Below are 21,465 nucleotides of genomic sequence, written 5' to 3'. Positions count from 1 at the left end.
GCCTCACCCGGCCGGCTGCCAGGCGTACGCGGCCAGCGGCGGGTCGAGCGGCGCGTCGGTGAGCCGGTTCGCGAAGGTCGAGATGGTGTAGGTCCCGACGCCGAGCACCACGTCGAGGGCGTGCCGGGGCTGCCAGCCGGCGTCGAGGAAGGCGGCCAGCTCGGCGTCCGGGACGGCGCCGCGGTGGTCGAGGATGGCCAGGGTGAACCGGCGCAGCGCCGCGAGCCGGGCCTCGGGCGGCTCGGTCCCGTCGCGCAGGGCGGCGATCAGCTCGGGGTCGGCGCCGTGCCGCTCCAGCGTGGCGGTGTGCATCGCCACGCAGATGTGGCATTCGTTCCGGGTGGCGACGGTGAGCACGACCACCTCCCGGGCGACCGGGTCGAGGTCGGTGGACTCGAAGATGGCGGTGGCGGTGAGGAAGCCCTTGAGCAGCTCGGGGGACTCCGCCATCAGGCCGACGCCGGTGGGCAGGTGGCCGAGCTTGCGGTGGATGCCGGCCATGGTCGGACGCGCGGCGACGGGCGCGGTGTCGGGCGTGTGGACGGTGAAGGCCGGTCGGGACATGCCGACCCCTCTCGGATAAGATGGTCAACGTGGTTGACCAAATAGTAAACGCGATTGTCGACTATGACAACGTCTGACCGCCCCGGCTTCGTACTTCCCCTGCTGCTGCTGGCCGGCTTCCGCACGCTCATCGACGACCTGCACGCCGAGCTGGCCCGGCAGGGGCACCCGGAGCTGCGACCCGCACACGGCTTCGTCCTCCAGGCCGTCGGCCCGGACGGCACCACCGCCTCCGAGTTGGGGCAGCGGCTCGGCGTCTCCAAGCAGGCGGCCGGCAAGACGGTGGACCGGCTGGTCGCCCTCGGCTACCTGGAACGCGCCGACGACCCCGCCGACGCCCGGCGCAAGCTGGTCCGGATGACGGACCGGGGCCTGGACGGGCTGCGCCGCTCGGCGATCGTCTTCGACGAGCTGCGCGACCGCTGGGCGGCGACGCTGGGCCCCGACCGCGTCGCCGCGATGGAGGATGACCTGCGCTCGGTCGCCTCGGCCAACTTCTTCCGCCTCGACGTCCCCGGCTGGTTCGGCGGCTGACCGTGCCGCGCTGGCACCTAGCCCGCGTAGAGCCGGTCCCGGTCCACCAGGATGACGTCCTGCCGGGCCGACGCCGCGCGGGCGAGGTCGTCGGTGAAGCCTTCCGCGCTCGCCAGCAACAGCCGCGTCCCGGTCGCGTCGAATCCTGGACGCCTCAGTAGCAGTTCCCGCACCCGGCGCAACCGTTCCAGATCGGCCTGACCCAGCCGGCGCCCCCACTTGACCTCTCCGATGGCGAGCAGCGGGCGTGGCCCGTCGCCGAGCGGCGGCTCGCCGAGCGCGACGAGATCCAGCTCGTGACTGGTTCGGGTGGACGGGTCCGTCACGGTGGCCGCGCAGGCCTCGGCAACGATTCCGCCGAAGGCTCCGAGATCGGCGAACCGGACCGCCCACTGCCGGACGATCTCCTCGAAGCGGGGGCCAAGCACCGCGCTGGCGTACCGGCGCTGCGACCGGCGCCAGACGTCCGCGCCCCGGCGCTGTTCCAGCGCCGTCCAGGCCGGACGCATGACCGCCTGGTAGAACGTGATCAGCGGTTCGGTGATCCGGTAGTTGCTGCGTCCGCTCCGCAGCGGGTCCGGCTCCCGCAGCAACAGGCCGGCGTCTTCCAACACGGTGAGCGGATGTTGCAGATCGGTCGCCTTCCGTCCGATGTAGCCGGCGATCCCGCCACGGCTGGCGTTGCCCTCGGCGACCGCCGCCAACACGGAGTGGTAGAGCGCGGCGTCACGCAGGTCAGGGTCCTCCGCGAGCAGGTAGCGCGCCTCCCGGAAGAGCGGCCGCGCCGGGTTGAGCACCGCTCGGACGACCCAGGCGTCGAAATCGTCCGGCCCGGTCGGGGCGTCGTCCTGGACGTACTCGCGCCGGTAGGCCGGCGTGCCACCGACGATGGCGAAGACCTTGACGGCCAGCAGGGGATCGTCGAATCCCCAGAAGGCCGCGGCGGCCCGGTAGTCCAGCGGCTGCACCGGTAGCTCCAGGCCGGCCCGCCCGCGCAACGGGGCGGAGCCGGCGAGAAGGCCACCCATGAAGGACAGGGCCGAGCCGCAGAGCAGCAGCCGGGTCCGCGATTCCGCCCGTTCCGGTCTGCCGGGCGTAAGCGCGTGCTGGATGATCGACGGCAGCTCCCGGGCAGCTCGGACCAGGTACGGGAACTCGTCGATGACCACGGTCACGGGCCGGTCCCGCCCCAGGGTGAGCAGGGCGTCGATCGCCGCGCTCCAGTCGGGCAGCTGCACCGGGCCCGGCGACCCCGCATACGCGCCGAGCACCTCACCCAACCGACGCAGCGAATCGACCGACGTGGCCTCCGTTGCGCCGAAGTAGAAGCCCCCGCTGGCCCGGGCAAGCTCGTAGAGCAACAGGGTCTTGCCCTGTCGACGGCGACCGCTGACAACGCCGAGGGTCGCGCCGGGACGCTCGTCGGCGGCGAAGCGGGCCAGCTCAGCCCACTCGACGTCCCGGTCGAAGATCCGGTCGGGCTTGGCCAGCAGGGTCACGGGTCACCGCATTTCGTAGGACTACAGTTCTTAGAAGTGTAGTCCTACGGATTGCGCAGGCGGGGCGACACGTCCGGCTCGTGGCGGGACGATACGAAAATGGATGACGCGTACGTGTCGGGGGACCCGGACGGGCTGTCCCCGCTGCTGGCGGAGATCCGGGACGCGGTGGCGCGGGAGCTGCACGCGCAGTTCGCCCTGCGGGCCGACCGCCTCGAACTCGCCGACCTGCCGGAGGTCGCGTACCAGGTGACCCTGCGCGTCGACGGCGTGTTGAGCCGGCGTCGCCCGACGACCGGGACGCCGTCCGTCACCGGCTCCCCTTAGGATCGGCGCGCTGACTGGGCCGGAGGGCCCGGCCGGTCCATTTACCCAAAGGGAGTTCGATGAAATCTGTGCGCGTTTCCCGCGCGTTCCGGGTGGGCGCGGCGGCGCTCGCGGCGGCGACCACGGTCGGCGCGGTGGCCAGCCCGGCGGCGGCGGAGACCGACCCCGGCTGGGTCAGCAGCTGGCTCGGTGACACCACCATCGGCGCGGCCGGCGCCCCTGGCCGGACCGCCGGCCTCGTCCTGAGCAGCGGCGGAGCGACCAACCCCCGGGTGACCTTCGACCTGAGCGGCCTGACCGGGGTGGCCACCGCCACCTTCCCGGACTGGTGCGTCACCGACGTCGGCGCGGTCACCTGCCCGATGCCGCCGACCGCCACCCCCGACGAGTTCGGCACCCTGAACGGCACCCTGCCGATCGTGCTCAAGGCGGTCACCGGTGCGGCCGACGGCACGACCGGAACGATCGGCTACACCGCGCTGGCCGACGGCGTCGACGGCTGGGCCCAGCAGGCCACGGTAACGGTGCACGCCGGGCCGGACGTGATCGACCTGGTCGACGAGTACGTCAGCGGCGCGGCCACGGGCGACCAGCTCGCCATGCCGGTGTCGGTGATCAGCGCCGGCGACCAGCCGGCGGACGACGTCCGGATCACGTTCCGGTTCCCGGTCGGGCTGGAGCCGGCCGCCTACCGCAACTGCCGGTACGGCGCCGGCGACCAGCTCAGCACCATCGTGGTCTGCGCCGTCGGGGGCGAGCTGAACCCCGGCGCCCGGTACGAGGTCCCCGGCGGCTTCGAGACCACGGTGGGTTCTGCCGCCGTCGGCGACAAGCGGATCACCCAGTCCGTGGCGCCCGCCGACACCGCCGGGCCGCTGCCCGAGGGCGTGGTCTTCACCCGCCGCGACGCCGACCAGTCCCTGCGACTGCGTCAGGTCGGCGAGCCGCTCGACGTGATCGGGGCCGAGCACCAGTCCCCGTCCGGCCAGTACTTCCTGCGGGCGATCCACGGGGCGTTCGATGTCGTCGCCCTCGGCGCGGCGGCCGCCGGCGCGCCCGGTGACAGCGTCCAGGTCCGGGTCGGGCTGCGCAATGATGGCCCCGGCGTGCCGGACGGCACGATCTCCGGTGACAGCGCCGCCCGGCTCGTCTTCACGCCGCCGGCCGGCACGGCGGTGACCAGGTCCCCGTCGGGCTGCTGGCCGATCGGGGGCGAGGAGGAGGCCACCGAGGAGACCGTGCCGACCGGCTGGTACTGCACCAGGCCCGGTGGGGTCTTCCCGGCGGACGAGACCTGGCTCGTCGACTTCGACCTGCGGGTCGACGGCCCGCTCGGCACGCCGGGCGAGGTCCGCCTCGCGTACGGCTACCCACGGGTCGACGACGACCCGGCGAACGACACCGCCCCGGTGACCGTGGGCTGACCCGGAAACGACGCGACCGCCGGGAGCCACGCGGGTCCCGGCGGTCAGCGCAAGCAGGTCAGCTGACGCCAGCGTACGAGTGCAGGCCGGTGAAGAAGAAGTTCACCCCGAACAGGTTCATCAGCATGGTCAGGAAGCCCAGGATGGCGATCCAGGTGGCCACGTTCCGCTTGATGCTCGGGGTGGCCCGGGCGTGCAGGTAGCCGGCGTAGACCACCCAGGAGATGAACGCCCAGGTCTCCTTCGGGTCCCAGCCCCACGCCCGACCCCAGGCCGCCTCGGCCCAGATCGCCCCGGCGATCACCGCGAAGGTGAAGATCGGGAACGCGAAGGCGTGCAGCGCGAAGGTCATCCGCTCCAGCCCGGCCGCCGCCGGCAGCCGACGGGCCAGGGTGTACGGGAAGCTGCGCCGCCCCTGCTCCCAGCCGGCCCGCATCAGGTACGCCGCCGCCGGCACCACGCCCAGCAGGAAGATGCCGGAGGCGAAGACGATCGTCGACACGTGGATGACGAACCAGTACGACTGGAGCGCCGGCATCAGCGGCGTGACCTGGACGTAGAGCTTCAGCTCGGCGAAGGCCAGCAGCAGCACCATGACCAGGGTCAGGAAGAGCCCGAGCTGGCGCAGCGAGGGGCGCCTCCAGAGCACCGCCAGCCAGGCCGCGGTCCCGATGAACGTGACCGTCAGCACGAACTCGTACATGTTGCCCCAGGGCATGCGCTCGGCGGCGAGCCCCCGGGTGACCAGCGCCCCGAGGTGGAGCGCGGCGGCGAGCGCGGTGACCCAGCCGGCGATCCGACCGGCTACGAGGGCCCGCTGCGCCGACCGGCCGGGCCGGTTCTCGGCCGGGGCGGCGGGGGCCTCGACGGTCCCGCCGGCGCCGCCGACTCCCGCGCCGACCAGCTCCCGGGCCGGGGCGGCGGCCCTCGCCGGCACCGCGCGGGCGTTGCCGAGCGCGTACTCGACGGCGTGGCTGATCATCGCGACCAGGTACGCCAGGATCGCGAAGGTCACCAGCTGGTCGGAGAGTGCGGACATCACTCGACTCCTTCTCGCGCCCGCTCGTCGCCCCGCTCGTCGGCGCTGACCGCGGCGACCAACTGGGCGAACTCGTCGGCGAACCCTGGATGTTCGGTGCGCGGCAGCCCACCGGCCTCCACCAAGCTACTACCGCTCGTCGGAGATCCACTGTCGGGGGGCGTCACCCGGAACCAGACCCGCCGCCGCCGGCCGAAGAGGGAACCCATCAGGCCGGTGAGCAGCACCACGCAGGCGCCGAGCATCAGCGTCTGCCCCGGGGCGTACCGGACGGAGAGGGTGACGTACGGCTTCGTCCCGACGAACTCCAGCGTGCTGCCGTCGTCCAGGGTCCACTTCTCGCCGACGCCGAGCTTCTTGTCGCCGACCTGCTTGAGCTTGCCGTTGGCGACCTGCCCCTGGTCGAGCTTGTAGACCGACCCGGGGATGCCGGCGTCCAGCCCGAGGTTGCCCCGGTACGCGACCAGCACCACCGCCGGGTTCCGCTCGGTCGGGTACTGCGACGCGACGAAGGGCGCGGTGTCCGGGGCGGTCGGCAGGTAGAGCCCGTCGAAGGCGACCTGCTGGTCGGCAGCCCGCTTGCCGGTCTTCGGGTCGACGTTCGCGTCGGGGAAGGCGGCCACGCCCTCCTCGGTCGCGTTCGGGTCACCGGTCCGCAGGAACGGCACCGTGCTGGTCTGGGTACGGCCGTACTTGTCGGTGTACTTCAGGATCGGGGCGTACCCGTTGCCGAGGAGGTAGACGTTTGCCGAGCCGAGCCGCAACGGCGAGTTGACCGAGAAGCCGGCGGTCCGCGTCGACCCGTCGTCCAGATGGTCCACGGTCACCGTGGCCCAGTAGTGCGAGGCCTGCCCGGACGGCAGGTACGCCGCGTCGAACTTGTCCAGGGTGAGGCAGAACGGCGGCAGGTCGGCGCTGTCCACCCGGGGGCCGAGGGTGGCCTCGGCGTACTGCTGGCGGGTGTTGCAGAAGGCGTTCTCCGCGCCGGCCACCAGCAGCCGGTTGCCGTGCCAGCCGTACCAGGAACCGAGCGCGACCCCGAGCAGCACGGCGACCAGCGAGGTGTGGAAGAGCAGGTTGCCGGTCTCCTTGAGGTAGCCCTTCTCGGCGGAGATCTCGTTGCCGCGGACCTCGACCCGCCAGCGGCGGCGGCGCAGCAAGGCGGCGATGGCCGCCGGGTCGGCGGCGGCGGGGGCCTCCAGCACCGCGTGCTGGGGCAGCCGCTCCAGCCGCTTCGGGGCGGCCGGCGGCCGGGAGCGCAGCGCCCGCAGGTGGTCCCGCATCCGGGGCAGGACGCAGCCGACCAGCGAGGTGAACAGCAGCAGGTAGATCGCGGAGAACCAGATCGAGCCGAAGACCTCGAAGGCGCCGATCCGGTCGAGCTTCGGGGCCAGGTCCGGGTGGTCGAGGAAGTACTGGTTGACGTTCTCCGGGTTGACCCCGCGCTGGGGCAGCACCGAGCCGGGGATGGCGGCGACCGCGAGCAGGAAGAGCAGGATCAGCGCGGTACGCATGCTGGTCAGCTGCCGCCACGAGTTGCGCAGCAGGGCGATCGCCGGGTTGACCCGCCGCCGGGGCGCCTCGGCGGGCGGCGTCGCCGGCCGGTCGTCCACGGTCGTCATCAGATGCTCACCTCGCCCACGCCGACGTGCGTCTGCAGCCAGATCACGAAGTTCTGCCAGCCGCCGGTGACCAGCGCCAGGCCGATCAGGATCAGCAGGGCGCCGCCGATCCGGGTCACCCAGCGGCTGTTGCGCCGGACGGCGCGGAAGACCCCGAGCAGGCGGTGGAAGCCCAGCCCGAAGACGACGAACGGTGCCCCCAGCCCGAGGCAGTACGCCACGGCGAGCAGCACCGCCCGGTCGCTCTTTCCCTCGACGGCGGCCATGCCGAGCACCGCGCCGAGCGTGGGGCCGGTGCACGGCATCCAGCTCAGCGCGAAGACCGCGCCGAGGACCGGGGCGCCGAGCAGCCCGGCGGCGGGTAGCCGGTGGATCCGGAACTCGCGCTGCATCCCCGGCACCAGGCCGAGGTAGCCGAGCCCGAGCACCACGACCAGCCCGCCGATGACGATCTCCAGCGCGCGCTCGTGCTCGAAGAAGACCCGGCCGACGCCGGAGAAGAGGATCGCGGTGGCGGTGAAGACGGCGGTGAAGCCGGCGATGAAGAGCAGCGTCCCGGCGAGCACCCGCCCCTTGACCGCGGCCGCCGGCCGGGCCGCGACGGCCACCCCGCCGGTCGCCACGGCGACCCCGCCGCCGGTCGGGGCGTCCCCGCCGGCCGGCGCCGGCTCGGTGCGCGCCCGGCCCTCGAGGTCGGCGCCGGCCAGGCCGGTGACGTACGACAGGTAGCCCGGCATCAGCGGCAGGACGCACGGGCTGAGGAAGCTGACCAGCCCGGCGAGCGCCGCCGCGCCGATCGCCAGCAGCAGCGGCCCGGACTGGGCGAGCTCGCGGAACGTCTCGCCCATCAGCGGTTTCCGGAGGCCGCTTGCTCGGCGGCGATCCGCTCGACGACGGGGCGCAGGCCGTCCTGGGTGACCGCGGCCCGGATCACCGTGGCGATCCGGCCGTCCCGGTCCAGGACCACGGTGGCCGGGATGGTGTTCGGCGGGATGTCCAGGGCCAGCGCGAGCCGGCTGGCCGGGTCGAAGAGGCTCGGGTAGGTGACCCGGCCCTCCTCGAACGCGACCGCCTTGTCCTTGCTGTCCTGCACGTTGATGCCGAGGAAGGTCACCCCGGAGGCCTTGGTGGCCTGGTAGGTGGCCTCCAGGTCGTCGGCCTCGGCCCGGCAGGGCGCGCACCAGGAGCCCCAGAAGTTGAGCACCACCACCTGGCCGCGGGCCTGCGAGACGTCGTAGTTGCCGCCGGTGAGCAGCTCACCGGCGATCTTCGGGGCCGCCGACCGCTGGTCCGGGGCGCACTCGATGACGCCGGCCTTGTTGGCGCACTTGCTCTCCTCGCTGCCGGAGGAGCAGCCGACCAGCGCCGTCGCGACGGCGACGGCGGTGAACAGGGCGGCGACGGGCCTCCGGGAACGCATCAGGCCCCCTTGGCCGTCCGGGCGGTCGGCGAGATCGCGACCAGGTGGGCCGCCGGCTCGGAGTAGCCGATGCCGACGACCTTGGCGCCGTCGAAGTGGAACGAGGTGAGGCTGGCCAGCCCGCACTGCCGCTTGCGGGGGTCGTGCCAGAGCCGCTTGCGCTCGACGTACCGGCGCAGCGTCCAGATCGGCAGCTGGTGGGAGACCAGCACGGCCTCGCGCCCCTCGGCGGCGACCCGGGCGGCGTGCAAAGCGGCGAACATCCGCTCGGCGATGACCTGGTACGCCTCCCCCCAGGACGGGGTGACCGGGTCGCGCAGCACCCACCAGTTGCGCGGGTCGCGGAACGAGCCGTCGCCCGGGGAGACCTTCTTGCCCTCGAACCAGTTGGCGCTCTCGATCAGCCGCTCGTCCACCCCGACGGGGAGGCCGAACTGCGCCGCGATCGGCTCGGCGGTCTGCTGGGCGCGCTCCAGCGGGCTGGCCACCACGTGCACCACGTTCCGCTCGGCGAGCCCCTGCGCGGCGGCCTTGGCCATCTGGACGCCCAGCTCGGAGAGGCGGAAACCGGGCAGCCGGCCGTAGAGAACGCCCCCCGGGTTGTACACCTCGCCGTGCCGCAGCACGTGGACCACCGTCTCGCTCACGTTCCCTACCCCCCGTGACCCGCCGCTGCCGCCGCCGTCGCCGCGCCCGGCAGGGCGGCGGCGATCTGCTCCAGGGCGGCGTCGTCCAGCGCCGCCGACACGAACCACGACTCGAACGCGCTCGGCGGCAGGTAGATGCCGGCGGCGAGCATCGCGTGGAAGAACGCCTTGAACGCGGGGACCTGCTGGGTCCGCGCGCTGTCGTAGTCGACCACGTCGGCGTCGGTGAAGAAGATGGAGAACATGCTGCCCGCGTACGACAGGCGGTGCGGGACCCCGGCGGCGGCCAGCGCGTCGGCGGCGAGCTTGCCCACGACGGCGGCCGTCTCGTCGAGCTTCCGGTAGAGCGCGTCGTCGGCGAGCCGCAGCGTGGCCAGGCCGGCGGCGCAGGCGAGCGGGTTACCGGAGAGGGTGCCGGCCTGGTAGACCGGGCCGGCCGGGGCGAGCCGCGCCATGATCTCCGTGCGCCCGCCGAAGGCCGCGGCGGGCAGGCCACCGCCCATGACCTTCCCGTACGTCCACAGGTCGGCGTCGGACGGGTCGAGGCCGTGCCAGCCGGCGCGGGAGACCCGGAACCCGGTCATCACCTCGTCGACGATGAGCAGCGCGCCGTGCGCGTGGGCGATCCGGGCGAGCTGCTGGTTGAAGCCGTCGCGGGGGGCGACCACGCCCATGTTGCCGGCGGCCGCCTCGGTGATGATCGCCGCGATGTGCGGCCCCTCGGCGGCGAAGGCCTCCTCGACCGCGGTGATGTCGTTGTACGGCAGCACGATGGTGTCGCCGGCCGCCGCGCCGGTCACGCCGGGCGAGTCGGGCAGGCCCAAGGTCGCGACGCCGGAGCCGGCGGCGGCGAGCAGGGCGTCGGAGTGGCCGTGGTAGCAGCCGGCGAACTTGATGATCTTGGCACGCCCGGTGAAGCCGCGGGCCAGCCGGATCGCCGACATGGTCGCCTCGGTACCCGAGTTGACCAGCCGGACCTGCTCGACCGGGGTACGCGCGACGATCTCCGCGGCCAGCTCGACCTCGCCCGGGGTGGGCGTGCCGAAGCTGGTGCCGTACGCGGCGGCGGTCTGCACGGCCTCGACCACCTCGGGGTGGGCGTGGCCGAGGATCAGCGGCCCCCAGGAGCAGACCAGGTCGACGTAGCGCCGGCCGTCCGCGTCGAACATCCAGGGACCCTCCCCCCGGACCATGAAGCGCGGGGTGCCGCCGACGGCACGGAACGCGCGCACGGGGGAGTTCACCCCGCCGGGCACGATGGCCTTGGCGCGGTCGAACAGGGCCTCGGAGGCCGGCGCGTCGGCCGGGTAGCGGCCGGATCCGGCGGAAAGGGTATCGGTCACGATGCCGCCATTGTGTCAGCGCCGGCCGGCGAATCGGCAGCCACCCCGCACCGGGGTTACCGGGCTCACCCGCCACGCGGATCGCCGAGCCGGGGCGGGATCAGCCATGGAAGGCAGCCGGGCCCGGTCGGACGCCCAGCCGGGGGCCGCTCGGCGGGCCGGGTGGTCGAGACCGCGATAGGGTGACCGGGTGGATCGTGCCGAACTGTCCATCACGGTACACCGGACGGGCGATGAAGTGGTTCTTCGCCTGGCCGGTGAGATCGACATGCTCACGGCCGCCCAGCTGTCGACCGTCGTCAATGAGGTGCTGACCGACCCCCCGCCGCGCATCGTGCTCGACCTGGGTGGGGTCGGCTTCTGCGACTCGCAGGGGCTCGGCACCCTCGTCGTGCTCAGCCGCAAGGCCAGCCGCGCGCAGAGCCTGCTGGTGCTGAGCAACGTCGGCGACTTCCTGCTCCGCGTCCTCGACATCACCGGCCTCCGCTCCGCCCTGATGATCCGCAACGAGACCGCCTCCTGACCCCCGTCCGGCCCTGTTGATCAAGAAGTTCGCGTCTTCCGCAGGCGGATTCCTGACGCAAACTCCTTGATCAACGCGGGCCTGGACCGGGTGCGACGCGGGGCGGGTCAGGTGGTGGGGACGTCGCGGCGGCGGAAGGCCGTCAGGCCGGTGGTGGCCAGCAGGAGGGCGACGGCGGTCAGGAGCCAGAGCGGGGTGGCGTGCCAGTGGTCGCCCAGCACCTGCGGCGTGTGGGTGAACGGCGAGAGGTCCAGCAGCCACTGGCTCAGCTCCAGCACCGCGCCGAGCTGGCCGAGCAGCACGCAGACCGCGAGCACCGCCCAGGCCACCCCGGCGAGCCGCGGCAGCAGCCCGTACAGCAGCACCGCGAGGCCGGCCAGCACCCAGGCCGCCGGCAGCTGCGCCAGCCCGGCGCCGACCATCCGGGGCAGCTCGCCCGGCACGTCGTGGACGCTGATCCCGTAGGTGAGGCCGGTCGCGAAGCCGGTGACGGCGAGCACCACCGCCGGTCCGACCAGGGCGAACAGCACGTGCGACAGGAGCCAGCGGGTCCGGGTCACCCCGGTGGCCAGCAGCGGCTCGGCCCGCCCGTCGGTCTCCTCCGACCGCATCCGCAGCGCGGCCTGGATGCCGTAGCCGGCGGCGGCCAGCCCGGCCAGGCTCAACGTCGCCCCGAGGTAGGCCTCGGCCAGCCCCGAGGCGCCACCGATCCTGGTCATGATCTGCTCCAGCTGGGGGTTGCCCTCGACCGAGCTGCCGGCGGCCTTCGCCGCCCCGCCGAGGATCAGCCCGAGCAGGCCGAAGCCGACCGACCACCAGAGGATCTGCCCCCGGTGCAGCCGCCAGGCCAGGCCGAACGGCCCGGCCAGGGACTCCCCGGCGGTGGCCGGGCCGAGCCGCGGCGGCAGCAGCCCGGCGCCCAGGTCGCGGCGCACCGACAGCGGGTACGCGACGGCGGCGAGCAGCGCGGACAGCACCACCGGCAGCGCCAGCACCCACCACCGGTCGCCCTCGTACGCCCGGATGCGCGGGCCCCAGCCCAACGGGGACAGCCAGCTCAGCCACTCCCGCTCCGCCGCGTCACCGGCGAGGCGGAGCGCGAAGGCCGCCCCGAGGACGGCGATGGCGATCCCCCGTGCCCCGCCCGCCGTCTCGGTGAGCTGGGCGGCGAGCCCGCCGACGGTGGCGAAGACGACGCCGACCAGCGCGCCGGCGAGCCCGTACGCCAGCGAACCGGCCGCCGGCAGGCCGGTGGCGACCAGCCCCGCGGCGGTGAGCAGGCCGAGCAGCAGGTTGGCCGCGTACGTCACCAGCAGGGCGGCGGTCAGCCCGGCGTACCGGCCGAGCACCGTGCCGCCGAGCAGCTCCCGGCGGCCGGCCTCCTCCTCGGTCCGGGTGTGCCGGATGACGGTGAGCAGGCTGGCCAGCGCGATGATCACCAGCAGGAAGCCGCCGCGCTGGGCGGTGAGCGCGCCGACGCTCTCGCCGTAGACCGGGCCGAGCAGCGCGACGATCGACGGGTTGCGGGCGGTGCCGGCGGCGTACGCGGCCCGCTCGGCGGCGGTCGGGAAGAGCTCGAAGAAGCTGGTCGCGTACGACATCGGCAGCACGGCGAGGACCAGCACCCAGAGCGGCAGCAGGACGCGGTCCCGGCGCAGGATCAGGCGGACCAGGTGACGGGTGCCGGTGAGGGTGCTCATCGGGTCGCCTCGGCGCCGGTCGACTCGTAGTGCCGCAGGAACAGCTCCTCCAGCGTGGGCGGCTGGCTGACCAGGCTGCGTACGCCGATCTCGGTGAGCCGGCGCAGCGCGGCGTCCAGCGCGACGGTCTCCACGTCGAAGCGCACCCGGTTGCCCTCGACCCGCAGGTCGTGCACGCCGGGCAGGGTGGCGAGGCCGTCCAGCGGGCCGGCGAGCTCGGCGTCGATCGAGGTGCGGTGCAGGTGGCGGAGCTCGCCGAGGGTGCCCGTCTCCACGTTCCGGCCGTTGCGGATGATCGTCACCCGGTCGCAGAGGGCCTCCACCTCGGCCAGGATGTGGCTGGAGAGCAGCACGGTCCGGCCGTCGGACTTGGCTCGGATCACCCACTGCTGGAAGACCTCCTCCATCAGCGGGTCCAGCCCGGAGGTCGGCTCGTCGAGGATGAGCAGCTCGACGTCGGAGGCGAGGGCGGCGACCAGGCCGACCTTCTGCCGGTTGCCCTTGGAGTAGGCCCGGCCCTTCTTGCGCGGGTCCAGCTCGAAGGAGTCCAGCAGCTCGGCCCGGCGCTTCGGGTCCAGCCCGCCGCGCATCCGCCCGAGCAGGTCGATCACCTCGCCGCCGGAGAGGTTGGGCCAGAGGGTGACGTCGCCGGGGACGTACGCCAGCCGGCGGTGCAGGGCGACGGCGTCCCGCCAGGGGTCGCCGCCGAGCAGTCGGACGGCCCCCGCGTCCGCCCGGAGCAGACCGAGCAGCACCCGGATGGTGGTCGACTTGCCGGAGCCGTTGGGGCCCAGGAAGCCGTGCACCTCCCCGGCGCGGACGGTGAGGTCGAGTCCGTCGAGCGCCCGGGTCCGGCCGAAGGTCTTCACCAGGCCGGACACCTCAATCGGAGTTTCCATGATTTGGAAGCTACACTTGTTTCACAAACTTGTGAAGGCTGTGAGATCTGGGGCACGATCGGGTCCACGACACGCAGTGAGGAGCGCCCGCAGATGCCTGACGACCACCGCCCGACCCGGAACGAGGAGGAGATCCACCTCTTCGTCGAACGGATGGCGATGGCCTTCGCGGACGTCGGCTTCCCCCGGATGGCCGCCCGGGTGCTCTTCACCGTGATGAGCGCCGACGGGCCGCTCACGGCCGCCGAGATCGGCGAGCGGCTGGGGGTGAGCGCCGCGGCCGTCTCCGGCGCGGTCCGCTACCTGACCCAGTTCGCCATGCTGGTCCGCGAGCCGGTGAAGGGCTCTCGGCGGGACCGTTACCGGATGCCGGACAACCCCTGGTACGAGGCCACGGTGACCAAGACCGGGCTCTACAAGAACTTCATCGACATCGCCTCGGGCGGGGTGGAGGCCCTGGCCGGGCGGGAGACCCCCGGCGGCGAGCGGGTCAGCGAGATGCGGGACTTCTTCCTCTTCGTACAGGAGGAGATCGACTCGCTCGGCGAACGGTGGCGGGCCCGGCGCGCCGCGACGGGACACGGCGGCCGGGCCGACATCTGACGGTCAGGGGGTGTTGCCCCAGCGGGCCTGTTCGAGGATGTCCACCGCGCGGTCCCGGGACTCCGGGCCGTCGTCGCCGCGCAGCAGGGCGGTGGCGTCGTCCACCGCGTCGGTGAGCACCCGCCACTGGGCGTCCCGCTCGCGCACCACGTCGGACTGGGCGGCGAGCTGCCGGGTCTTCACCCACAGCTCGACGAAGACCGAGACCTTCGCCCGCAGCACCCACGGGTCGAACGGCTTGGTCAGGTAGTCCACCGCGCCGACCGCGTAGCCGCGCAGCGCGAGCTGGGCGTCCTTGTCCGCGGCGGTGAGGAAGATGATCGGCACGTGCCGGGTCCGCTCCCGGCGCTTGATGTGGCTCGCAGTCTCGAACCCGTCCATGTCCGGCATCTGCGCGTCCAGCAGGATCACCGCGAAGTCGTCGACCAGCAGCTGCTTCAGCGCCGCCTCGCCGCTCTCCACCGCCACCGACTGCACCGGGAGCCCCTGGAGGATCGCCTCCAGGGCCATCAGGTTCTCCCGTCGGTCGTCCACCAGTAGCGCCTTGGCCGTCTGGGTCACGAAGTCTCCTCGCCTCGGCTGCCGGTGATCCAGGACGCCATCAGCTCGATGAGCTCGTCCAGGTCGACCGGCTTGGTGATGTAGTCGCTGCCGCCGGCCGCGAGCGCCGACTCACGGTCGCCCGGCATCGCCTTCGCCGTCAGGAAGACGATCGGCAGGTCAGCGAAGCGGTGGTTGCGCCGGATCTGCCGGGTCGTCTCGTACCCGTCCTGGTCCGGCATCATCGCGTCCATCAACACGATGTCCACCTCCGGATGCTCGGCCAGCAGGCGAACCCCGTCCGCCCCGTTGTCCGAGTACAGCACGGTCATCCCGTGCAGTTCCAATGCGGAGGTCAGGGCGAAGACGTTGCGGACGTCGTCGTCGACGATCAGCACGGTCGCCCCATCCAGCCGCCGGGTCACCGGGGTCTCCGGCGGCTGGGGCAGCTCCATCGGCACGAGCAGCGACGACGGCAGGCCCGCGCGGGTCGGCGACGGTGGCGCCGGCGCCACCACCGCGTCCGGCGCCAGCACGTCCGGTACGAAGAGGGTGAAGGTCGAGCCCTGCCCGGGCGCCGACGACACGGTGATCGTCCCGCCGATCAGCCGGGCCAGGTCCCGGCTGATCGACAGGCCCAGCCCGGTCCCGCCGTACCGGCGGCTGGTGGTGCCGTCCGCCTGCTGGAACGCCTCGAAGATCAGCGACAGCTTCTCGTCCGGGATCCCGATGCCCGTGTCGATCACCGTGAACGCGATCACCTGCCGGGCGTTGGTCAGCGCCGGCACGTCGAAGACGGCGTTCTCCGGGGCCGGGGCGATCCGCAGCGTCACCGCGCCGTTGTCGGTGAACTTGACCGCGTTGGAGAGCAGGTTGCGCAGGATCTGCTGCAACCGCTGGGCGTCGGTGACCAGCGCCGGCGGCAGGTCCTTGGCGACGCGGACCTGGAAGTCCAGGCCCTTCTCCTCGGCCTGCGGGGCGAACGCCTGCTCGACGTAACCGCGGATCTCGGAGAACCGGACCTCGGTCGGCTCGACGTCCATCCGGCCCGCCTCGATCTTGGACAGGTCGAGGATGTCGTCGATCAGCGAGAGCAGGTCCGAGCCGGCGCTGTGGATCGTCCGGGCGAACTCGATCTGCTTGCGGGTGAGGTTCTGCTCCGAGTTCTCGGCCAGCAGCCGGGACAGCAGCAGCAGCGAGTTCAGCGGGGTTCGCAGCTCGTGGCTCATGTTCGCCAGGAACTCCGACTTGTACGCCGACGCCCGGGTGAGCTGCTGCGCCTTCTCCTCCAGGCCGAGCCGGGCCAGCTCGATCTCCCGGTTCTTCGTCTCGATGTTGCCCTTCTGCTCGGAGAGCAGCTGGGCCTTGTCCTCCAGCTCGGCGTTGGTGCGCTGCAACTCGGCCGACTGCTCCTGCAGCTCGTGGGCCAGCCGCTGGGACTGGGCCAGCAGCTCCTCCGTACGCCGGTTCGCCTGGATGGTGTTCACCGCCAGGCCGATGGTGAGCACCAGCCGCTCCAGGAACGACAGGTGCAGCTCGGAAAAGGTGGTCACCCCGGCGAACTCGATCACGCCGAGCAGCTCGCCCTCGAAGAGCACCGGCAGCACCACCAGGTCGGCCGGCGGCGTCTCGGCCAGCCCGGAGCGCAGGACGAGCCGACCGTCGGGCTGGGCGTTGACCCGGATCGTCCGGCGGGAGAGCGCGGCCTGCCCGACCAGCCCCTCCCCCGGACCGAAGGTCACGTCGTGTCCGCGCGCCACGTAGCCGTACGAGGCGGTCAGCCGCAGCCGCATACTGCCGTCGGAGCTGTCCGTCAGGAAGAACGCGCCGAGCTGCGCGTCGACCAGCGGGGTCACCTCCATCATGATCATGCGGCAGACCTCGCCGAGGTCGCGCTGACCCTGGAGCAGGCCGCCGATCCGGGCCAGGTTGGAGTCCAGCCAGCCCTGCTCGGCGTTCTTCTTGGTCGTCTCCCGGAGGGTGACGATCATCTGGTTGATGTTGTCCTTAAGCTCGGCGACCTCGCCCTGTGCCTTGACCGCGATCCGCTGGGTCAGGTCGCCCCGGGTCACCGAGGTGGAGACCTGGGCGATCGCCCGGAGCTGAGTGGTCAGCGTCGAGGCAAGCTGGTTGACGTTCTCGGTGAGGTCCCGCCAGGTGCCCGAGACGCCCTTCACCTGCGCCTGGCCGCCGAGCTTGCCCTCGGTGCCCACCTCGCGGGCCACCCGGGTCACCTCGTCGGCGAACGACGAGAGCTGGTCGACCATCGTGTTGACCGTGTTCTTCAGCTCCAGGATCTCGCCCTGGGCGTCCACGGTGATCTTCTGGCCGAGGTCGCCCTTCGCCACGGCGGTGGTGACCGAGGCGATGTTCCGCACCTGGCTGGTCAGGTTCGACGCCATCGAGTTCACGTTGTCGGTCAGGTCCCGCCACGTACCGCTGACGCCCTTGACCTGCGCCTGGCCGCCGAGCTTGCCCTCGGTGCCCACCTCACGGGCCACCCGGGTCACCTCGTCGGCGAACGACGACAGCTGGTCCACCATCGTGTTCACCGTCGACTTCAGCTCCAGGATCTCGCCCCGGGCGTCCACGGTGATCTTCTGGCTCAGGTCACCCTTCGCCACCGCCGTGGAGACCTGGGCGATGTTCCGCACCTGGGCGGTCAGGTTCGACGCCATCGAGTTCACGTTGTCGGTGAGGTCCCGCCAGGTGCCCGCGACGCCGCGCACCTGGGCCTGGCCGCCGAGCTTGCCCTCGGTGCCCACCTCGCGGGCCACCCGGGTCACCTCGTCCGCGAACGACGACAGCTGATCCACCATCGTGTTCACCGTCGACTTCAGCTCCAGGATCTCGCCCCGGGCGTCCACCGTGATCTTCTGCGACAGGTCACCCTTCGCCACGGCGGTGGTGACCGAGGCGATGTTCCGCACCTGGCTGGTCAGGTTCGACGCCATCGAGTTCACGTTGTCGGTCAGGTCCCGCCACGTACCGCTGACGCCCTTGACCTGCGCCTGGCCGCCGAGCTTGCCCTCGGTGCCCACCTCGCGGGCCACCCGGGTCACCTCGTCGGCGAACGAGGAGAGCTGGTCGACCATGGTGTTGACCGTGTTCTTCAGCTCCAGGATCTCGCCCTGGGCGTCGACGGTGATCTTCTGCGACAGGTCGCCCTTCGCGACGGCGGTGGAGACCTGGGAGATGTTGCGGACCTGGCTGGTCAGGTTGCCGGCGAGCTGGTTGACGTTCTCGGTCAGGTCGCGCCAGGTGCCGGAGACGCCCCGCACCTGGGCCTGACCGCCCAGCTTCCCCTCGATGCCCACCTCGCGGGCCACCCGGGTCACCTCGTCCGCGAACGACGACAGCTGATCCACCATCGTGTTGACGGTGTCCTTCAGCTCCAGGATCTCGCCCTGCGCGGCGACCGTGATCTTCTGCGACAGGTCGCCCTTGGCCACCGCGGTGGAGACCTGGGCGATGTTGCGCACCTGCGCGGTCAGGTTCGACGCCATCGAGTTGACGCTGTCGGTCAGGTCCTTCCAGGTGCCGGCGACGTTCGGCACCTCCGCCTGACCGCCGAGCTTGCCGTCCGTGCCCACCTCCCGGGCCACCCGGGTCACCTGCTCGGCGAAGAGCCGCAGCGTGTCGGTGAGCGAGTTCATCGTGTCGGCCAGCTCGGCGACCTCGCCCCGGGCGCCCACGGTGATCTTCTGGGACAGGTCGCCCTTCGCCACCGCCGTCGCCACCTGGGAGATCGACCGCACCTGCCCGGTCAGGTTCGACGCCATGGTGTTCACCGAGTCGGTGAGGTCCTTCCAGGTGCCGGCGACCCCACGGACGTCGGCCTGGCCGCCGAGCTTGCCCTCGGTGCCCACCTCACGGGCCACCCGGGTCACCTCGTTCGAGAAGGACGAGAGCTGGTCGACCATGGTGTTCACCGTGCGGCCGATGCGCAGGTACTCGCCGCGCAGCGGGCGACCGTCGATCTCCAGCGCCATGTGCTGGGAGAGGTCGCCGTCGGCCACCGCCACGATCACCCGGGCGATCTCCGTGGTGGGGCGGCCCAGGTCGTCGATCAGCGAGTTGATCGCCCGCTGGCCCTCCGCCCACGAGCCGTCCAGGCCCTCGTCGTCGAGGCGTTCGGTGAGCCGGCCGTCCCGCCCGACGATCCGGCTGATCCGGCGCAGGTCGAGGTGCTGCCGCTCCTGGAGCGACACGACGTCGTTGAAGGCGTCGGCAACCTCGGCGGCCAGGCCGGCCCGCCGGGGCAGCCGGACCTTGAGGTCGCCGCGGCGGACCCGCCGCAGCGCCTCCACCAGCTCGCCGAGCAGCACCTCGTGATCGGGGGCGGACGGGTCCGCGGCTGTCGATTGTCTCGCCGTGGTCATCATTCCTCGCTCAGCTCGGGGCCAGCGGCTCGTGCCGACACGCCATCCCACCATTCTGCCCGCGCCGCCGTCGAGGCCAAGGCCGCCGAGCAGCCGCCACGCCCGCGCGTCGTCCCGACCGGCCCGGTGCGCCCGTCGCCGGACCCCGGATCCCGCCCGCGCCGGCGCCCGCCCGCGGGGGATCCGGCCACGCAAACGACCGGGAGGTTTGGCACCCGGGGCGACGGCGGTGGAGGATACGGAGGTGTCAGCGGAGGCGGAGCCGGGCATGACCGACATGTCGGACGAACACGTCCGACATGTCCGGCTCCCGGCTGACCGGCGTACGCCCGCCGCCGCCCGAGCCCTGGTCCGGTCCGTCCTCGCCGAGGCGGACCTGGAGGAGCTGCTCAACGAGGCGCTCCTGCTCACCACCGAACTCTCCACCAACGCGGTCGAACACGCCCGCACCGAACTGGACATCGAGGTCGCGGCGGACCAGACCGGGCTCACCGTGACGGTCTCCGACTTCGCGGTCGGCCCGGTGGACGAGCTGATGGTCGGCGCGCGCAACGACTCCGACGAGATCACCGAGGTCGCCGAGCGGGGACGCGGGCTGCTGCTGGTGGACCACTTCGCCAGCCGCTGGGGCACCACCTACCTGCCCACCGGGAAGGGCGTCTGGTTCCGGCTGGACCGGCACGACGCCGCGCCGCCGGAGCGGCCGACCGCGGCCGCGGAGGCGCACAGCCCGCTCACCGGCGCCGTCTCCAACGGCGACGACGCGGCGCACGGCGCGCCGAGCGCGGCCGCGATGAGCGAGCTGATGCAGACCAGCCCCGACCCGTACGCGGAGGACCCGCTGCCGGAGTTCGCGACCGGGCTGGTGACCCGGCTGGCGGAGATGGTCGGCGCGGCCGGTGGCGTGATCCGGCTGGACCGGGGCGACGGACAGGGCACCCAGGTCCTGGGCCGGTACGGGCGGCAGCCCCGGGACGACAACGAGCTGATCCGGGTGCCGCTGGCCGTGCACCGCCCGTACGCGGGTGAGCTGGAGCTGGACGCGGCGCCGTCGGCGTACGCCCGGCCGCTCGCGTTGCTGGCGGCCGAGCGGCTCTCGCTGCACCTCGAGAACGACCGGCTGCGCCGGGCGGACGTCCGCCGGTCGGCCTGGCTGACCTTCCTCGCCGAGGCGAGCGAGCTGCTCGCCCAGTCCCTGGACGTCGAGCTGACCATGGCGCTCATCCCGCAGCTGGTGGTGCCCCGGCTCGGCCAGTGGTGCGCGGTGCACACCACCGACGAGTGGGGCCGGCTGCGGCTCGCCGCGTCCAGCCACGCAGACGAGTCGGTGCTGCCACAGCTGCACAAGGTGCTCCAGGAGACCGGGCCGGAATCGGTCCAGGCCCGGCTGCGCGAGGCGTCGCGGAGCGCGTCCCAGGTCCCGCTCGGCGCCCCGATGGAGGGCTTCGCCGTCCCGCTGATCGCCCGTGGCCAGCGGCTCGGCACCCTCGCCGTCGGCCGGCACCAGCGGCACCGGCACGACCCGGACGAGGTCTCGGTGCTGGAGGACGTGGCCCGCCGGGCCGCCCTGGCGATCGAGAACGCCCGGATCCACGCCGAGCGTCGCCGGGTCGCGCAGACCCTCCAGCAGTCGCTGCTGCCGCCGGTGCTCCCGGTGGTGGAGGGCATCGGCTTCGCCGCCGAGTACGTCCCGACCGGCGACGACGCCGAGGTCGGGGGCGACTTCTACGACGTGGTGCCGCTGCCGGACGGCCGGTGGCTGGTGGTCATCGGCGACGTCTCCGGCAAGGGCGTCCAGGCGGCGGCGGTCACCGGCCTGGTCCGGGACGTGATCCGGGTGCTGGTCGGCGACGGCAAGCCGCTGCCGGAGGTGCTGGGCCGGTTGAACGAGACGCTGGTCGAGCGGGGCGGCGGCCGGTACTGCACCCTGGCCCTGGCGGCGGTCGGGCCCGGCGGAAACGGCCAGCTCGACGTGGCCCTGCACCTGGCGGGCCACGACCGGCCGGTGCTGCTGCGCGGCGGTGGCGGCGCCGCCTTCGTCGGCACCGGCGGCACGGCGCTCGGGCTGCTCGACTCGATCGCCACGCCCACCGCCGAGATCCCGCTCGGCCCGGGCGACGCGCTGATCTTCTACACCGACGGGGTGACCGAGCGGCGGCGCGGCCGGGAACTCTTCGGCACCGAGCGGCTGCGCGACGCGGCGGCGCCGCTGGCCGGCTACTCGGCGGACGTGACGGCCGCCCGACTGCGCGCCACCGCGATCGGCTTCTCGGTGGAGGCCCCCCGCGACGACATCGCGATCCTGGTCCTCCGCAACGACGCTTTCTAGCCCCCACCCCGGGCCCCACCGCGGCCGGTTGATCAAGAGGTTCGCGTCCGCCGGAGCTCGTCTCCTGACC

18 protein-coding genes are annotated in these 21,465 nt (G+C 72.7%); 6 read left to right on the top strand and 12 right to left on the bottom strand.

The window, feature by feature from the left end:
• Positions 1-3 precede the first annotated feature (3 nt).
• Positions 4-564 carry a carboxymuconolactone decarboxylase family protein gene (locus ACTWO6_RS01615; protein WP_446217856.1) on the bottom strand — a complete coding sequence of 187 codons (561 nt, stop codon included), beginning with the start codon at positions 562-564 and terminating at the stop codon, positions 4-6.
• A gap of 63 nt (positions 565-627) precedes the next feature.
• Between ACTWO6_RS01615 and ACTWO6_RS01610 the strand changes: the two genes are divergently transcribed.
• On the top strand, positions 628-1,098 hold the full coding sequence (locus tag ACTWO6_RS01610) for a MarR family winged helix-turn-helix transcriptional regulator (RefSeq protein ID WP_446217855.1): 471 nt from the start codon (positions 628-630) through the stop codon (positions 1,096-1,098).
• Positions 1,099-1,115: 17 nt separating this feature from the next.
• On the opposite strand, the gene ACTWO6_RS01605 is transcribed toward ACTWO6_RS01610, so the two are convergent.
• Positions 1,116-2,597 (bottom strand): AAA family ATPase, encoded by a 1,482-nt coding sequence (locus ACTWO6_RS01605; RefSeq protein WP_446217854.1) that lies wholly within the window; start codon positions 2,595-2,597, stop codon positions 1,116-1,118.
• Positions 2,598-2,696: 99 nt separating this feature from the next.
• Between ACTWO6_RS01605 and ACTWO6_RS01600 the strand changes: the two genes are divergently transcribed.
• Positions 2,697-2,924 carry a hypothetical protein gene (locus ACTWO6_RS01600; protein ID WP_446217853.1) on the top strand — a complete coding sequence of 76 codons (228 nt, stop codon included), beginning with the start codon at positions 2,697-2,699 and terminating at the stop codon, positions 2,922-2,924.
• Between the two features lie 59 nt (positions 2,925-2,983).
• Positions 2,984-4,348: a hypothetical protein gene (locus ACTWO6_RS01595; protein ID WP_446217852.1), complete on the top strand. Its 1,365-nt coding sequence runs from the start codon at positions 2,984-2,986 to the stop codon at positions 4,346-4,348.
• A gap of 58 nt (positions 4,349-4,406) precedes the next feature.
• Here ACTWO6_RS01595 and ccsB read toward each other — a convergent pair whose 3' ends face one another.
• The 6 genes from ccsB to hemL are packed head-to-tail and all read right to left on the bottom strand — an operon-like array spanning position 4,407 to position 10,419.
• The gene (gene ccsB / locus ACTWO6_RS01590; protein ID WP_446217851.1) at positions 4,407-5,387 is read right to left on the bottom strand and encodes a c-type cytochrome biogenesis protein CcsB; all 981 of its coding nucleotides are present in this window, start codon (positions 5,385-5,387) and stop codon (positions 4,407-4,409) included.
• A complete protein-coding gene (gene resB / locus ACTWO6_RS01585) occupies positions 5,387-7,009 on the bottom strand; it encodes a cytochrome c biogenesis protein ResB (RefSeq protein WP_446217850.1) in 1,623 nt (540 codons plus the stop codon). The genes ccsB and resB overlap by 1 nt, the downstream gene beginning before the upstream one ends.
• A complete protein-coding gene (locus ACTWO6_RS01580) occupies positions 7,009-7,857 on the bottom strand; it encodes a cytochrome c biogenesis CcdA family protein (RefSeq protein WP_446217849.1) in 849 nt (282 codons plus the stop codon). The genes resB and ACTWO6_RS01580 overlap by 1 nt, the downstream gene beginning before the upstream one ends.
• Positions 7,857-8,429 (bottom strand): TlpA family protein disulfide reductase, encoded by a 573-nt coding sequence (locus ACTWO6_RS01575; protein WP_446217848.1) that lies wholly within the window; start codon positions 8,427-8,429, stop codon positions 7,857-7,859. The genes ACTWO6_RS01580 and ACTWO6_RS01575 overlap by 1 nt, the downstream gene beginning before the upstream one ends.
• On the bottom strand, positions 8,429-9,076 hold the full coding sequence (locus tag ACTWO6_RS01570; RefSeq protein ID WP_446217847.1) for a histidine phosphatase family protein: 648 nt from the start codon (positions 9,074-9,076) through the stop codon (positions 8,429-8,431). Before ACTWO6_RS01570 ends, ACTWO6_RS01575 begins: the two co-directional genes overlap by 1 nt.
• Before the next feature lie 5 nt (positions 9,077-9,081).
• Positions 9,082-10,419: a glutamate-1-semialdehyde 2,1-aminomutase gene (gene hemL / locus ACTWO6_RS01565; protein ID WP_446217846.1), complete on the bottom strand. Its 1,338-nt coding sequence runs from the start codon at positions 10,417-10,419 to the stop codon at positions 9,082-9,084.
• 190 nt (positions 10,420-10,609) lie between these two features.
• Between hemL and ACTWO6_RS01560 the strand changes: the two genes are divergently transcribed.
• Complete coding sequence (locus tag ACTWO6_RS01560) at positions 10,610-10,942, top strand: STAS domain-containing protein (RefSeq protein ID WP_446217845.1); 333 nt, start codon at positions 10,610-10,612, stop codon at positions 10,940-10,942.
• 107 nt (positions 10,943-11,049) lie between these two features.
• On the opposite strand, the gene ACTWO6_RS01555 is transcribed toward ACTWO6_RS01560, so the two are convergent.
• Together ACTWO6_RS01555 and ACTWO6_RS01550 are read right to left on the bottom strand one after the other, a co-directional pair.
• Positions 11,050-12,642 carry an ABC transporter permease gene (locus ACTWO6_RS01555; RefSeq protein WP_446217844.1) on the bottom strand — a complete coding sequence of 531 codons (1,593 nt, stop codon included), beginning with the start codon at positions 12,640-12,642 and terminating at the stop codon, positions 11,050-11,052.
• Positions 12,639-13,541, bottom strand: coding sequence for an ABC transporter ATP-binding protein (locus ACTWO6_RS01550; RefSeq protein WP_446217843.1), 903 nt, complete (start codon positions 13,539-13,541; stop codon positions 12,639-12,641). The genes ACTWO6_RS01555 and ACTWO6_RS01550 overlap by 4 nt, the downstream gene beginning before the upstream one ends.
• Positions 13,542-13,634: 93 nt before the next feature.
• On the opposite strand from ACTWO6_RS01550, the gene ACTWO6_RS01545 reads away from it, so the two are divergent.
• On the top strand, positions 13,635-14,144 hold the full coding sequence (locus ACTWO6_RS01545; protein ID WP_446217842.1) for a GbsR/MarR family transcriptional regulator: 510 nt from the start codon (positions 13,635-13,637) through the stop codon (positions 14,142-14,144).
• A gap of 3 nt (positions 14,145-14,147) precedes the next feature.
• On the opposite strand, the gene ACTWO6_RS01540 is transcribed toward ACTWO6_RS01545, so the two are convergent.
• Positions 14,148-14,705 (bottom strand): response regulator, encoded by a 558-nt coding sequence (locus tag ACTWO6_RS01540; RefSeq protein ID WP_446217841.1) that lies wholly within the window; start codon positions 14,703-14,705, stop codon positions 14,148-14,150.
• Positions 14,702-19,066: a HAMP domain-containing protein gene (locus ACTWO6_RS01535; RefSeq protein WP_446217840.1), complete on the bottom strand. Its 4,365-nt coding sequence runs from the start codon at positions 19,064-19,066 to the stop codon at positions 14,702-14,704. Before ACTWO6_RS01535 ends, ACTWO6_RS01540 begins: the two co-directional genes overlap by 4 nt.
• A 268-nt stretch (positions 19,067-19,334) precedes the next feature.
• On the opposite strand from ACTWO6_RS01535, the gene ACTWO6_RS01530 reads away from it, so the two are divergent.
• Entirely contained in the window at positions 19,335-21,395 is a 2,061-nt protein-coding gene (locus tag ACTWO6_RS01530; RefSeq protein ID WP_446217839.1) for a SpoIIE family protein phosphatase, read from the top strand.
• The last annotated feature ends 70 nt before the right edge of the window (positions 21,396-21,465 follow it).

It is taken from the genome of Micromonospora sp. IBHARD004 (genome assembly GCF_052814115.1).
The sequence above is the reverse complement of the archived record's forward strand: the minus strand, read 5'-3'. Positions and strand labels throughout refer to the sequence as shown.